Here is a 13397-nt window from a genome sequence, read left to right on the forward strand (position 1 = left end):
ACCCTCTATGTAAGGGTAATATTCCACTTTTCAAGTTACATGATGCGACAGGCAAACCCTTTCAGATACAGCCCTTCCGGGTAGGTAGCGATCACCGGATGATCGGCGGCCTGACGGAACTGCTCTATAAATTGTACATCACGACCAGCATCTATTGCGGCATCAGCGATGATTTTCTGAAATAAATCGGTCGTCATCAGCCCGGAGCAGGAAAATGTCAGCAGTACGCCGCCTGGGTTCAGCAACTGAATAGCCAGCATATTGATGTCCTTATAACCGCGGCAGGCACCCATCAACTGGCTTTTGTTTTCGACAAATTTCGGCGGATCCATCACGATGACATCAAATTTCTCACCGCGATCGCGATAGGCGCGCAGCAGTTTGAACACATCATCTCGCACGAACTCGGCTTTACTCAGATCCAGCTTGTTCAGTTCCACGTTCTGGCGGGCAATATCGAGTGCTTCCTGAGAGGTGTCGACGCTGACCACCTGACGGCATCCGCCCATTAATGCTGAGACCGCAAAGCCGCCGGTATAGGAGAAACAGTTCAGGACACGCTGGTTTTCCACATAACGACGCGTCGCCAGGCGGCTATCGCGTTGATCGAGGTAATAGCCGGTTTTGTGACCGTGCTGAATATCAACCAGCAGCTTCATCCCGTGTTCTTCGATAGGCAGCAGAGCAGGCGGCAGTTCGCCCGTGACGGGCCCTTGGGTCAGCGCCATACCTTCTTTTTTACGCACGGCCACATCGCTACGGTCATAAATAGCGCAGTCCGGGAAAACAATTTGCAGAGCACTAATCAGCGCGGCGCGTTGGTATTCAGCCCCCGCGCTGAGCAACTGCAATACCAGGAAGTTGCCGAAGCGGTCAATAGTGACACCCGGCAGGCCGTCGGATTCTCCGGCGATCAGACGGTAGCTGTCCAGACCGTCCTTTTTCGCCAGCCAGTCACGCCATGTCAGCGCCTTCTGCAGACGACGGGTAAAGAAATCAATGTCGATGGATTCAGACTTATCGAAGCTCCAGACGCGCGCACGGATCTGCGACGCCGGAGAGAACGCACCGCGCGCTAACCATTTCCCCTGGTGGTCAACAATATCAACGGTTTCACCGAGGTTGGCTTTGCCTTCCATACGTGCGACAGCACCGGAAAATACCCATGGATGGCGGCGAAGTAATGATTTTTCGCGCCCCTTGGCTAACACTAAACGAGGATAATGTGGAATTGTAGATTCAGTCATGCGGAGCAACCTCTCACAAACAGTGACGCGGGTTGGATGAAAGTACCAACCTGAAACCATTAAAATAAAATGGCGCGTAGAGTAGCACAGATGATGAGGTCAATCATCAGCGTCTGGCGCTACTGCATGATGGTATGGCGGGACCTCTGCTTATCGAGCGACGGTTTAATCTCACTGAACAGGTGCGACAACTTATTCTGTTATCCCCTGCTAATCTATGGACAGATCAGGAGATTACCGGTCATCTGTCCATCGGTACCTGTTCTTTCATTTATGTTGATAAGGAGAACCGCAATGTCGAAAGTCTGCATCATCGCCTGGGTCTATGGCCGGGTTCAGGGGGTAGGATTTCGCTACACCACCCAGCATGAAGCGCAACGGCTGGGGTTGACCGGCTATGCGAAGAATATGGATGACGGCAGCGTAGAAGTTGTCGCCTGTGGTGAAAGCGAGCGGGTGGAACAACTGATGAAGTGGTTGAAAGCCGGGGGACCGCGCAGCGCCAGGGTTGATCGGGTTCTCAGCGAACCGCACCGCCCTGGCGACGAGCTAAAGGGATTTAGTATCCGCTATTAAATACATTTCACCGGTTTCGGCAGGCCGGCAATTTTAGTTGCCTGCTTAGCTGGGCCTTTCGGAAACAGGCGATAGAGATAACGGCTGTTGCCTTTTTCTTCGCCAAACTTGTTGGCCATCGCTTTTACCAGCATGCGGATTGCGGGGGAGGTATTAAACTCCAGATAAAACTCGCGAACGAAACGCACCACTTCCCAGTGTTCGGGGGAGAGAACGATACCTTCGTTTTCGGCGATTTTCTCCGCCAGCGGCTCGCTCCATTGCGTGGTGTCTTTCAGATAGCCTTCGCTATCGGTCTCAATTTCATGGCCTGCAAAAATGAACATAGTGCTCTGTCGATAAAGTAAAAACCGCCCTTAGTTTAGCAAATAAGGGGCGGCGTGAGAAACCTCGACCTACAGAAGTAGCTGTAGCAGATTGTTGGCATTAAGCTTCTTCAGCGCGTTGCATTTATACGTCGATACCTGTTTTTCGCTAATCTGCGTCATTTGCGCAACATGTTTTACCGATTGACCGTTAACCAGCCTGTCGAGAACATTGAACTCCATGCCAGTCAGGCAGCAATTCAGACTGCGTACCCGACGGGGCTCTTTAGCAAGCAGATACGCCGCATCCACGACGGCAATTCTGTCATCAATGATATGTAAGGTCAGCGTGGCAAAACGCTTTCGTAAATGCGTGGCCAGTGCCCAGCCTTTTTCATTGCACACCAGATAAACCGTTCCCGCCCAGCGCCTGGCCTCCAGTTGAAGCAGAATGTCGACCAGCGCCAGATGCGTCCTCGCGACGGAAAAGCGGCAACGCACAACGAGGGTGTCGCAGGCCAACAGCGAACGGTGCCACTGTAACGCGCCACTCTCAACTTGAGTGTGAGCGTTACGGCGCAGAAGGGCGTAGCGCAACCCTTCGGCATAAAAACGATTATTATCAAGAATGACGTAATTCACGGCGGCCTCTTTATAACGTACTGGGTGTGTAGATGATGCGTAGCGTGCCGGTGTAATCCCCGGCGTTTTTACTGCTGGCTGCAAACGCTGGAGTTTTCAGAACAATAGGGGCAGGTACGCACAGTACGCTCTCACGTCCGCCGGGCAGGACGACCTGACGCAGATGCTGCGGATCGTTGGTGCCTTGCCAGACCAGGGTTTTACCGTTGGCGATGGTTTCGGTTGCGCCCGTGACGGGATTAGTGACGAAAACCTGATAGTCGAGACGATCCCGCGCATCGGTCTGACTTCCGCCGCGTCGCCGGATTGAAAATGCCTCTTCCGCACGGTCCGTTGAGGGGAGTCCGTCGTCCTCAAACCGAAGATAAGTGCGGGTGCTGGTACTGTTTTTGCCGTCGTACAGGCACATATCCAGCGTGTTTTCACCCTGGATTTCACTGCCACCCGGCCGCCCCGGGAAGTTGGTCAGGTTGAGGTTAACGACAGGCGTTGAGTGCGGAAATGCCGGCAGATAAATCTGCTGATTACCCGGATCGACAACCTCAATGCGTATCGTGGCCTGCCAGCTAGCAATGGCGCGATAGCCTGGACATCCGGTATTGACGTCGTTGAAGTTCCCGCCGCAGTTGGCAGTATCCCATTCACGCAGGTTCTGCTTCAGCGTTGCGGTCCAGATACCCGGCAGAGCGAGCTTTTCCAGCTCGCTTTTCACGATATAGAAATCGAAGTAAGGTTCTCTGTTCCAGTTTGCAACAATATTTGTCCCTCCCGTGACAAAACTGGCATAGGTAAAAACTTTATTATTGATAAACATGTAGTGGTCGCCATAAATCTTAAGATCCACCGTTTTGCTGGTAAGGGCATGCGTAAAACGTAAATTGATGGCATAAGGTGTCCCTGGGTTCGCCGTGAACCAGACCGGGGCGGTCATGCAGGCGCCCACTGCGGAGTCGGTACGGGACAGACACGTCAGGGTATTACGTCCCCATTTTTGCGGATCGGCGACATCATAGCCGCTCGGTTCATGAACCCAGATATCAAAGCGCGCGGGGGGGGCCATGCGATCGAAGCTGATATCGACGCTGGTGTTTCTTCCGGCAGGGGCCGCTGCCTGGGTCTGGCCCGCCCACAGACTTAAAAAAAGTAAAATAATTAAGTGCTTGTTCACATCATTTCCCTTTTGTGACGTTGTTTGCATTCATGGCAGTTGGACCCGTTGGTACCGATCGTCCGGCGAGCATCAGCTGAGCCTGTTGCTGGACAGTATCCGGCAGGGCAGAGAAGGTTAATTCCCGGCAAGGGATCGACCCGACGTAACGCACGACGTCGCGCATACTCTTTACGTTCAGCTCGCACTGATAAAACTGCTGCTGACGCACCAGGTAGAGGTTATGCAGCAGAGCGTCGCTTTGAGCGCTAAACCCGCCGTTGCCAAGGTCGCTCCAGCCGTTAACGTTCAGTGGCACGCCGCCGATAAACGGCGAATGTTGCTCGTCAGTTAACTGGCCGAGCCAGGTGTAGCTTGCCGTGGTTTGCACGTCCCGGCGGAGCAGTTTGCCAGGCACCATAAACAACGTTCTGCTGCCTGAACCTTGTGTGATTTCACTGCTGGCACCCCGCGAGACATCCAGCGATTCGTTAATCGTCAACGTAGTCTGCTGATAGCCCGGCACGGCGAAGAGGGCGCGGCTATTGCCTGGAATGTCTGCACTGCCGCCGTTATCCAGCGACACGGCAATGCTCGGATCCTGGGAATCTTCCGGTGTGGCAACGTTAACCGCGATGGCTGAAGCAGGACGTCCGTCGCTCCAGCGGCCCAGCCACAGACCAGAGCGCGACAGCGCAAGCGTGGAGTTGTAATTGCCGCTGCTGCTCAGGGTATGGCGCCGATCCTGACGATCCCAGGCATCGCTGACTGTCAGGCTCCCGTTGCCATATCGTCCGCCCTGGCGCGTGTAGGCAGAGGTATTGAGTGAATCGCTGTTAATACCTGATGCGCTCAGTCCATACTCATTTTCACCACGTGCGTCGGCATACCAGTTGTGCGCCACGTTATAGCTCAGCTGGTTTTTATCATGCTGCTGGTGCTGCCATGTCGCTCCCAGAGAGGTATAGCTTGTCGCATTGCCCTGACGGTTATGCGCCATTGACAGACTCACACTCAGGTAGCCGCCTTTATCCCTGCCTTCGCGCGAGTCATCGTTACGCATGAAAAGGTTAATACTGCTGTTGATGTTCAGACCGCGCGTGCTGAAAGCCGTACTCAAGCCACCCTGCCAGGCCCGCGTGCGTGAGCGGGTTATATAAACCGACTCCCAGGGCAAGCCTGCATCGTGGCGATCGTCACTATCCGGGAGTTCCCGACGAGAAACGTATCGTCCTTCGTTGCGGTTATCCGAATATCCCAGGCTGGCGTACCAGGTGCCGACAGGGACGGAGAACATCACCGACAGGCTTCGGTAACAGCCATTTACGGCGTCATATCCCGCGCTTCGGGTATTGCAGTTTTCCGCTGATAACGCGTTGCGATAGAAGCTCAGTGAAAAACCGTCGTTATAGCTGATTTGCTGAATATTGCCGCGTTGTCCTTCGCTGCCGTAAAGGTAGCTAAACCGGGTCGAGAGTACGCCATCGATCGGACCCGCATTGAAACCACGACTCCAGTCGAATGCATTTTCCAGAAAACGTTGGTTTTTCTTTATCGCTGCGCCACTGGTGAGTGCCAGCGTTGGAGTGATAGGCAGGCGGACACCCGCTTGCGCGACCGCGCTACGTTCATCGTTTTGATTGTTATTGTCGGTTTCGCCCGCCTGCAGGAACCACTCGACGCGGTCAAACGGCGTAATACCGGTGCGGGTAAACGGTATCTGCTCGGTACGTGTCAGCCGGTTATTTTCATTGACGGACAGCGTCACGGTATAGCTCCCGTCTGGGAACGATCGCGTGTCCAGGGTCTGAGCCCCGGCATTGAGATAAAAACTGGCCAGCAGCTGATTGCCCCGGCGGGCGCCAATACGCGCATCATGGGAAAGCAGCACGGTGATGGGGGTACCCTTTGACTGCTGAACCGGATTGATCCATGCCCTTGTCGAGCCTGTGCGCAGGCCGCGAATTTTGCCCAGCGGCAGTTGGCTGAGGTTGATATTCCCACCAGCATTACTGAACAGATCGCGGGTATCCATCTCGCCTAACTGAATATAATACTGACGCCAGATATCCTGGCGAAACCAGGCATTGTTGACGGTTATTTCTTGTTGCTGCTGGTGCCTTGAACGCTGCCCCAGCCAGGTCCAGTCGAGATTAAAGTAGCCGTCCTGCGTCATGGCCAGCGCGCCATTGCCCTGAACGGTGGCTGACTGGTAATCCCTGTCGGCAACAAAATTGATATTCTGTTGATGGATCAACGCATTCTCAGTGCCCTGCGTAGGCTGATACCACTGGTTTTCTGTGGTCTGTTTAGGCAGAAATTTCTTGTCCAAAAACAGACTAATGCGCGCGTTATTCTCATCATAGATAATGGCCGCACGATGGGTATCAATGTAATCACATCCCGTTGCGGAGCCATTGCTGCTGCACGCCAGGTTGCCGTTACGGGCAAGTGGAACGGCGAGAGCTGCGGACACGGTGGCAACGAGGGCAGGAGCGTCATTAAACTGACGTTTGATAGCCGCGACCACGGTTTCGGGTGCGACAAAACTTACCGATTCAAGTGTGATATCCGTTTCAAAAAGGCCAAGCGATTCGCCATAGAGGTTAACCTCTATCCACAGACGCTGCGTTTTCGCCAGATCTTCGAAACCTGCCGGGACGGCCATCTCGGCGCAGGCGAGTTGGATGGATGCGGGTAATAAAGCAACTAAGAGGAGAGTATTTCTGTGAAACGCCATGACCAAGCCTCGACATCATCCTGACGTCAGAGGGTGGGCACCCTCTGACGTTATCCCTTATGTACTGTGGTGTTACGCACCGCCTTCCGTGGTCGTCGCCTGCGTCAGCATCAGGCTGACAACGCCGCTGTACTGACCGGTTTTCAGAATGCCTTTGGTGGTCTGAGAAATGGTCAGTGGCAGTACCGCTGAACCGTTTTCAATGCTGCCTGGGAACAGTTCAGTTCCGGTAAATTCGGCATCGGTGGTAGACAGTGTTTTATCACCCAGAATCACCGTCATCGGTACAGTCTCGTCGCCATCCATATTGGTGAGCTTAGCTGCGCTAACGAGGCGCACTTTGACATTGCTGGTGGCGGAGTTAGACCACACCTTGGTGTTCAGGCGGTAGCTTTCCAGCCCACGACCTGGCAGGTACTGCATGTCGATGCTGGCCGGCAGTGGCGTGTTATCGGCCTGAGTCATATCCAACTGTGAGTCAACGCTGGCGTTGACGGTAATATCTTTTTGAATCGCCAGCGCGCTAAAGGACGAGGCCATCGCGGCAACAATCATCAGAGGTTTAATATAGTTACGCATTGATATCTCCATATTTACAAATGAGCACCTTGGCTCTTTAAACAAACTACGTGGGTTTTTACTGTGCCGTCGTGTTATTGCACGACGGGTAAATCAGCTTCTTCAGCGGTTTTATTCACCCAGTTGAAGTAGCGGAACTTATATTTCTGACCCTGTTTCATAGTGAGCGTTTTTAATTTCCGTTCAGTGTCCGGATAAATCGTCGCGTCTTCTTTTATCCATTTACACGATGAAACAGCATCACAAATACCAATCTCTCTGAGCGGCACACGCAATGTACCGTTGTTTTTTAACGTTCCCCGGCGAGGGTCAATCGACAGTGAAATTACGCTTTCTTCTGGAGCAATGTGGACTAGTGCGCCCCAGATCACATTGACACCTAATGTCGCCATTGCGGCAGGGGTTTCTGCCTTGCCTGGAATAATGCTGTCAGGTTGTTTTACCCCTTCAAAATAGACACGCCAGGTGGTCTCTTTTTTCGGCGGTATAAGCGATACCAGACGAACAACGCGCATCGCGCCTGCAGCCAGAGCAAATTTCTCGGGCGTAACCACCACGCCACCTTCTTTCCACGAAGCGACGTCAATTTCTTTTTCCTGGGCTGTTCCGGGATTAAGAATTTTCTTTTGCCTCACCCGAATGAACTGAATATCATCCGTTTTTGAAGCCACCTTTATTTGCGCCGCACCGGATCTGTCTACATTCAGCTCCATGGGATACACGCTCATATTGGCCATTGTCATTTCTGAGAAAAATGGCAATGACAGCGCGGCGACATAAAAGGCGGTTGTCATGCTCACTCTTTTTTTCTGTTTCACAATCAGTCTGCCTGCTCTGAGTTTAAAGGCGGCGCGTTAACACCAGGACACCGTCTGCTTTCGTATCGCTTCAGGGCAGGGAAACTTTAACCAGAACAGCGGTTTGTGAAAATTTGTATTAGTTAACTCGTTATATACAGTTTTTTATCCTGCTTTTCTGGCTTTAAGGTTGTATAGTTAAGCGAAAATACCGCGGCCAAGGATGGGAGGAAAATTCCTTCTGATGAAAAAATAAGCAGGTCAGGGGGCGGTTTTCATATCGACGTACCAGGGAATAAAAAGCATGCGGTAACAGCCGAGAATAAAAGATGTTTTTTATATGCAATAATTCGTTGTTATTTGATCCTGAAGCACATGCAATAAGTCTTGTTGGACAACCCGAGTCTGTATTAACACTTTCGGCGCCAGCCGTTCGTCTTTTACAGGAATTCATTAAACACCGAGGACGCGACTTAAGCCGGGAGGAATTGATCGCTCGCGTGTGGGAAGAATTTGGCTTTACGCCATCAGGAAATAATCTCAATAAAGCGGTAAGCGAACTGCGTAAAAGCTTCCAGTCTCTGGGAGAGGGGCACGAATTGATCGTCACTGTCCCGCGCTATGGTTTCCGTTTTGATGCTGATGTGATTTTTCAGCCTGGAGAGAAAATTCAAGCCGTTGATCCGCAACTCCCCTCAGCGCAACAAGACGTTCTGCCCCGGCGAGTATCCCTGAAAAAGTGGTTCAGAATAGGGGCATTGATTGCCGTGCCGTTGGGGGCGATCTTTTACGTTAGCCGCCCGCAGGAGATAACTGTTCCGGCGAAATTAAAGCCGGTCCAGGAAAAAATCGCGCGTTGTAGTATCTGGGTTATCGAAGATCATGGACGGCCGTTAGTGCTATCAAAATTAGCTGAGCGACTGGAGGCCAATGACGTGGCTTGCGAGCGCGAGGAGTATGCTATTTATTTTTTCAGCGCCCGTTTTTCGCTTGCAACTGCTGATGAACTGTTTATCGGGGCCTGCCCGGTCAATAAAACACGTCTGTGCAAGACCATTCGCTATAAAAACGGGGCTGGAAAATGAAAATAAGGCTTCTTTTTGGACTGGGCGGAGCCCTGGTCGGCGGCGCGCTGGCGCTGTTTTACTATTGCGGCGCGACGGGAAAAAGCGATGTGCTGGCCTGCAGCACTGAATTTAACTTTACGCGCAATGAAGGGAAAGCAAGTGAAGTGAAGGTAAATGCCCTTGCTCAGTTCTATTTTCATCGGGACGGTACAGGGTTGACCACCTATAAAGGTGCGGCAAGAGCTGGCGGGCAAAATTTTATCGTTGACAGGGATGTAGACTTTACATGGGAGCAGCGGGACGATGACAACGTCATTGTATTGACCTACACCAAAACCTGGCTTCGCCACAATGACAATACGCCGAATGCCCAATGGGGGAGTTTCGCCTATCCGACCTCACGCTACTACCTGACGATCTCTGAACTTTCACCTGCTGTGTGGCTTATTCAGGACCGGCGCTATCCTACCTATATCTGCCGGGGTCAATAAGGTATAAAAAAAGAGAATGCCATTGGCATTCTCTTTTTTCGTATCAGTGATGCTGCTTAATCGCGGCTGGCGAAGCCCAGAATGCTCAGCAGGCTGACGAAGATGTTGTACAGCGAAACGTACAGGCTGACGGTGGCACGGATGTAGTTGGTCTCACCGCCACGGATGATATTACTGGTTTCAAACAGGATTGCGCCTGAAGAAATCAGAATAAACACCGCGCTGATCGCCAGATGTAAAGCCGGCAACTGCAGGAAGATATTCGCAACCATACCAATCAGCACCACCACGATCCCTGCCATCAGCATACCGCCGAGGAAGGACATATCTTTCCGCGTGGTCAGCACGTAGGCTGAGCAGCTGAAGAAGACCAGCGCCGTACCGCCCAGAGCCATGGCGATAACATCACCCATGCCCGCAGACAGGTATGTGTTCAGGATCGGTCCCAGAATGTAGCCCAGGAAGCCGGTGAAAGCGAAAGCTGACAGAATACCAACCGGTTTATCCGCCGTTTTATAGGTCAGGAACATCAGACCATACATACCCACCAGCGTCAGGATAAGCCCCGGAGAGGGCAACATCAGTACGGTACTGGCAGTCGCAGTGAGCGCCGAAAACGCCAGCGTCAGGCTGAGCAGGAAATAGGTATTGCGCAGCACCTTATGCGTGCTGAGTAGCGATGTACGATCGCGTGAAGAACTAATAATACGATCCATGAGTCACTCTCTTATGACAGATGTAATTAATGATGGAGGATAATGAAATCAAGGGGAATGACACAGCGGTTTTACCCATCTTTACGCATTTTAACCCGCCAGGCTTAAGCATATTATTTCAACAAAAGCTCCCGAATCAGATGTTAGCACTATATGTGTAAAAATGCCTGTTAGATATCTGCCAGGTAACTGAAAAATATTGCGTTATTCCTGTTTCTCTCTGACAGTGACAGCGGTGTCTACATAAAACAGAGCAATAAGGTAAAGGGAATGATTCAACATAAATCGAAGATATTGACGTTTACGCTGTTGACTGTCTGTTTGATGTCTATCAACGGCGCGGCGATGGCGGCAAATGTTCCCGCAGGAACAATTCTTGCAGAAAAACAGGAACTGGTCAGAAACAATGGCAGTGAGCCAGCGTCGCTGGATCCGCATAAAGTCGAAAGCAACGTTGAATTTAATTTAATCAGCGATATGTTCGACGGACTGGTGGCGGTTAAGCCGGATGGGTCTATCGAACCCCGGCTTGCCGCGTCCTGGGAGAACAAAGACAACACCGTCTGGACCTTTCATTTACGTCCGGGCATAACCTGGTCAGATGGGTCTGCCATTACCGCACAGGATGTCGTCTGGAGCTGGCAGCGTCTGGTCTCACCGCAAACAGCTTCACCTTATTCCTCGTATCTGGGCAATATGCACGTAGCAAACGCCCTCGATATTGCCCAAGGGAAAAAAGATCCTGCCGATATCGGGGTCAAAGCCCTGGATGATAGCACGCTGGAAATTACCCTGACGCAGCCAACGGCGGCGTTTCTGGCGATGCTGGCGCACCCGTCACTGGTTCCGCTGGATAAAGTGCTGATCGGCCGTTTTGGTGATAAGTGGACCCGGCCAGAACATTTTGTCTGCAGCGGGGCGTACAAGTTATCGCAGTGGGTAGTCAATGAGCGCATCGTTGCCGTGCGTAACCCGCATTATTGGGACGATCGGCACACCGTCATTGATAAGGTCACTTATTTGCCCATCAGTTCAGAGTCCGCAGACGTTAACCGCTATAAGGCCGGCGAAATCGACATTGTGTATAGCGTCCCGGTCAATCAGTTCGCGCAGTTGAAAAAGACGATGGGCGATGAACTCCATGTCTCACCTCAGCTTTCAACCTATTACTATCAGTTCAATACGACTCGAGCACCGTTTAATGACCCGCGCGTGCGCCGGGCGCTGAATATGGCGTTAGATAAAGACATCATCGCACAAAAGGTGATGGGGCAGGGGCAACGCGCGGCGTGGGTTATCAGCCAGCCGGAAATAGGGGGAGTGCAATTGCATGCGCCGGAATATGCGGCGTGGCCGCTCGAAAAACGCATTGCCGAAGCTAAGAAACTGCTGGCTGAAGCCGGTTATGGCCCTGAGCATCCGCTTAGCCTAAATCTGCTCTATAACACTTTCGAAACGCACCAGCGTATTGCCATTGCCGCATCGTCAATGTGGAAGAAAAACCTCGGCGTAGAGGCGAAGCTGCAAAATCAGGAATGGAAAACCATGCTGGATACCATGCACACCGGTAATTTTGACGTCGTGCGTTACGCATGGATCGCCGATTATGATGATGCCTCAAGTTTCCTCAATATTTTCCGTACCGGCGATAGCGAGAATACCACCAGGTACAGCAATCCCGCTTTTGATGACGCGATGCGCAAGGCGGCGAAAGCATCTTCGCTGGAGGAGCGAGGCAAATACTACCAGCAGGCTGAAGACCTTTTAGGAGAGGATGTGCCAGCGATTCCGGTTTACCACTATGTCCGCACGCATCTTGTGAAGCCGTGGGTGGGAGGATTTGCGCCAGATAACCGGGGAAATTACTACACCAAAGATATGTTCATCAAAAAACATTAAGCGCTGTAGCCAGTATTTGTGCTGAATAAACGGTCAATCTGTTGTTATTTCAGTCGATTAACAATATTTTGGCTGTTTTTCAGGCAAACGAACGCATTGGTGCTTTACAGGTCCGTTCGGGATGTTTATAGTGCGCCTCATTGGAAGCGTGGCCGAGCGGTTGAAGGCACCGGTCTTGAAAACCGGCGACCCGAAAGGGTTCTAGAGTTCGAATCTCTACGCTTCCGCCAAACATAAACCCCGAGCTATTTAATAGCTCGGGGTTTTTTCGTTTTGTGCAGTTTATGTCATGCCATCTTTCTCCAGCCTTAGTCGCGCAAGGGCAACTCAGCGCTGCTGCCCGGCGGAAAGCTGACGAACTGAATCATCTTCATATCTGGCAATGCCTACATGAGCGAACGTCTTTTCATTCGTCGTAATATCCATAGCAGCCCCAGCATAAAGGCCAGGTAGCCCATAACGTAATATCCCTGCTGTCTTCGTTCTGCGAGCGTTGGGTCGGCCGCCCATGCCAGAAAGGCGGTAACATCCCTGGCATATTGCTCCTCCGTTTCAGCTTGTAGCGACGCCGGGCGCCATTGAATCTCTCCGCTGGTCAGCGGTTTCGGCATGTTAATCACGCCACCGGGAAAATAGCGATTAGCCTTCAGTTCGGCATCGGCAGGTTGATAACCGGTTAGCAGTGCGTAGACGTAATCTGCTCCCTGGTCCGTGTAGGGCAGAAAAGCATCCAACAGAAATTGCGGGAATCCGCGATCGTATGAGCGGGCACGCACGATATAGCTCAGGTCAACGGGAGAAGCGCCATTGTTAAGGTATCGTGCTTCCTGCTCGTTTAGATACGGCGAGATGAAGCTGTCATTTAGCGTCCCGTCTCGCTCGCCAATCTGGCCGTCATCCTGAAGCTCAGGAAACTGATAGCCGCTGGCGATACTTCTTGCTTCTTCAGCCGTGAGTTCCGGACCGCCGGGCCTGGTCAACGACCGAAAGCTAAGGTGCTTTATGCCGTGACAAGCGCGACACTTCTCTTCATAAACCTGCAGGCCACGTCGAAGCTGCGCTTTATCATACTGGCCATTGATGCCGCTGAAGCTCCATTCCTGCCGTTCAGGCGTGGCTTCCTGCGCATAAGAGGAACCCAGTCCCAACAGAGAAAAGGACAGAATGCTGATTTTCAATAGTTGTTTCATC

The 13397-nt window shown here is 52.1% G+C and carries 13 protein-coding genes, 1 tRNA gene and 1 pseudogene; 6 read left to right on the forward strand and 9 right to left on the reverse strand.

Translation table 11 applies throughout. From position 1 onward, the window contains the following. Nucleotides 1-35 precede the first annotated feature (35 nt). The gene (gene rlmI, locus GPJ68_RS08630) at nucleotides 36-1247 is read right to left on the reverse strand and encodes a 23S rRNA (cytosine(1962)-C(5))-methyltransferase RlmI (RefSeq protein ID WP_047414158.1); all 1212 of its coding nucleotides are present in this window, start codon (nucleotides 1245-1247) and stop codon (nucleotides 36-38) included. A gap of 113 nt (nucleotides 1248-1360) precedes the next feature. On the opposite strand from rlmI, the pseudogene GPJ68_RS25105 reads away from it, so the two are divergent. Next, nucleotides 1361-1507, forward strand: a pseudogene (locus GPJ68_RS25105) (AraC family transcriptional regulator); the annotation flags it as partial. A 34-nt stretch (nucleotides 1508-1541) separates the two neighbouring features. Then, a complete protein-coding gene (gene yccX, locus GPJ68_RS08635; RefSeq protein WP_016152492.1) occupies nucleotides 1542-1823 on the forward strand; it encodes an acylphosphatase in 282 nt (93 codons plus the stop codon). Here yccX and tusE read toward each other — a convergent pair. The 6 genes from tusE to GPJ68_RS08665 all read right to left on the reverse strand — a co-directional run bounded on the left by tusE (nucleotide 1820) and on the right by GPJ68_RS08665 (nucleotide 8054). Continuing rightward, entirely contained in the window at nucleotides 1820-2149 is a 330-nt protein-coding gene (gene tusE / locus GPJ68_RS08640) for a sulfurtransferase TusE (protein WP_016152493.1), read from the reverse strand. The two genes, yccX and tusE, sit on opposite strands and share 4 nt — an antisense overlap. 69 nt (nucleotides 2150-2218) lie before the next feature. Beyond that, on the reverse strand, nucleotides 2219-2770 hold the full coding sequence (locus GPJ68_RS08645; RefSeq protein ID WP_104651587.1) for a LuxR C-terminal-related transcriptional regulator: 552 nt from the start codon (nucleotides 2768-2770) through the stop codon (nucleotides 2219-2221). Between the two features lie 10 nt (nucleotides 2771-2780). Beyond that, nucleotides 2781-3938: a CfaE/CblD family pilus tip adhesin gene (locus tag GPJ68_RS08650; protein WP_016156141.1), complete on the reverse strand. Its 1158-nt coding sequence runs from the start codon at nucleotides 3936-3938 to the stop codon at nucleotides 2781-2783. A 1-nt stretch (nucleotide 3939) separates the two neighbouring features. Beyond that, the gene (locus tag GPJ68_RS08655; protein ID WP_180837243.1) at nucleotides 3940-6657 is read right to left on the reverse strand and encodes a TcfC E-set like domain-containing protein; all 2718 of its coding nucleotides are present in this window, start codon (nucleotides 6655-6657) and stop codon (nucleotides 3940-3942) included. A 72-nt stretch (nucleotides 6658-6729) separates the two neighbouring features. Further along, nucleotides 6730-7236: a CS1 type fimbrial major subunit gene (locus tag GPJ68_RS08660; RefSeq protein WP_016152497.1), complete on the reverse strand. Its 507-nt coding sequence runs from the start codon at nucleotides 7234-7236 to the stop codon at nucleotides 6730-6732. A gap of 74 nt (nucleotides 7237-7310) precedes the next feature. Next, on the reverse strand, nucleotides 7311-8054 hold the full coding sequence (locus tag GPJ68_RS08665; RefSeq protein WP_047414162.1) for a fimbrial protein: 744 nt from the start codon (nucleotides 8052-8054) through the stop codon (nucleotides 7311-7313). Between the two features lie 308 nt (nucleotides 8055-8362). Between GPJ68_RS08665 and GPJ68_RS08670 the strand changes: the two genes are divergently transcribed. Both GPJ68_RS08670 and GPJ68_RS08675 read left to right on the forward strand, forming a co-directional pair. Beyond that, the gene (locus tag GPJ68_RS08670; RefSeq protein ID WP_047414165.1) at nucleotides 8363-9118 is read left to right on the forward strand and encodes a winged helix-turn-helix domain-containing protein; all 756 of its coding nucleotides are present in this window, start codon (nucleotides 8363-8365) and stop codon (nucleotides 9116-9118) included. Continuing rightward, nucleotides 9115-9591: a hypothetical protein gene (locus GPJ68_RS08675; protein ID WP_019076424.1), complete on the forward strand. Its 477-nt coding sequence runs from the start codon at nucleotides 9115-9117 to the stop codon at nucleotides 9589-9591. Before GPJ68_RS08670 ends, GPJ68_RS08675 begins: the two co-directional genes overlap by 4 nt. Nucleotides 9592-9647: 56 nt before the next feature. Here the strand turns inward: GPJ68_RS08675 and yccA are convergent, their stop codons facing one another. After that, nucleotides 9648-10307, reverse strand: coding sequence for an FtsH protease modulator YccA (gene yccA, locus GPJ68_RS08680; protein ID WP_016152501.1), 660 nt, complete (start codon nucleotides 10305-10307; stop codon nucleotides 9648-9650). Nucleotides 10308-10577: 270 nt separating this feature from the next. On the opposite strand from yccA, the gene GPJ68_RS08685 reads away from it, so the two are divergent. Both GPJ68_RS08685 and GPJ68_RS08690 read left to right on the forward strand, forming a co-directional pair. Continuing rightward, nucleotides 10578-12206: an ABC transporter substrate-binding protein gene (locus GPJ68_RS08685; RefSeq protein WP_104651589.1), complete on the forward strand. Its 1629-nt coding sequence runs from the start codon at nucleotides 10578-10580 to the stop codon at nucleotides 12204-12206. Nucleotides 12207-12348: 142 nt separating this feature from the next. Continuing rightward, nucleotides 12349-12436, forward strand: a tRNA-Ser gene (locus tag GPJ68_RS08690). A 156-nt stretch (nucleotides 12437-12592) separates the two neighbouring features. Here the strand turns inward: GPJ68_RS08690 and GPJ68_RS08695 are convergent. Further along, a complete protein-coding gene (locus GPJ68_RS08695; RefSeq protein ID WP_104651590.1) occupies nucleotides 12593-13396 on the reverse strand; it encodes a cytochrome c1 in 804 nt (267 codons plus the stop codon). Nucleotide 13397: the final 1 nt, after the last annotated feature.

Origin of the sequence: Citrobacter sp. 172116965 (genome assembly GCF_013458095.1) — a bacterium.
GTDB classification, from domain to species: domain Bacteria; phylum Pseudomonadota; class Gammaproteobacteria; order Enterobacterales; family Enterobacteriaceae; genus Citrobacter; species Citrobacter braakii.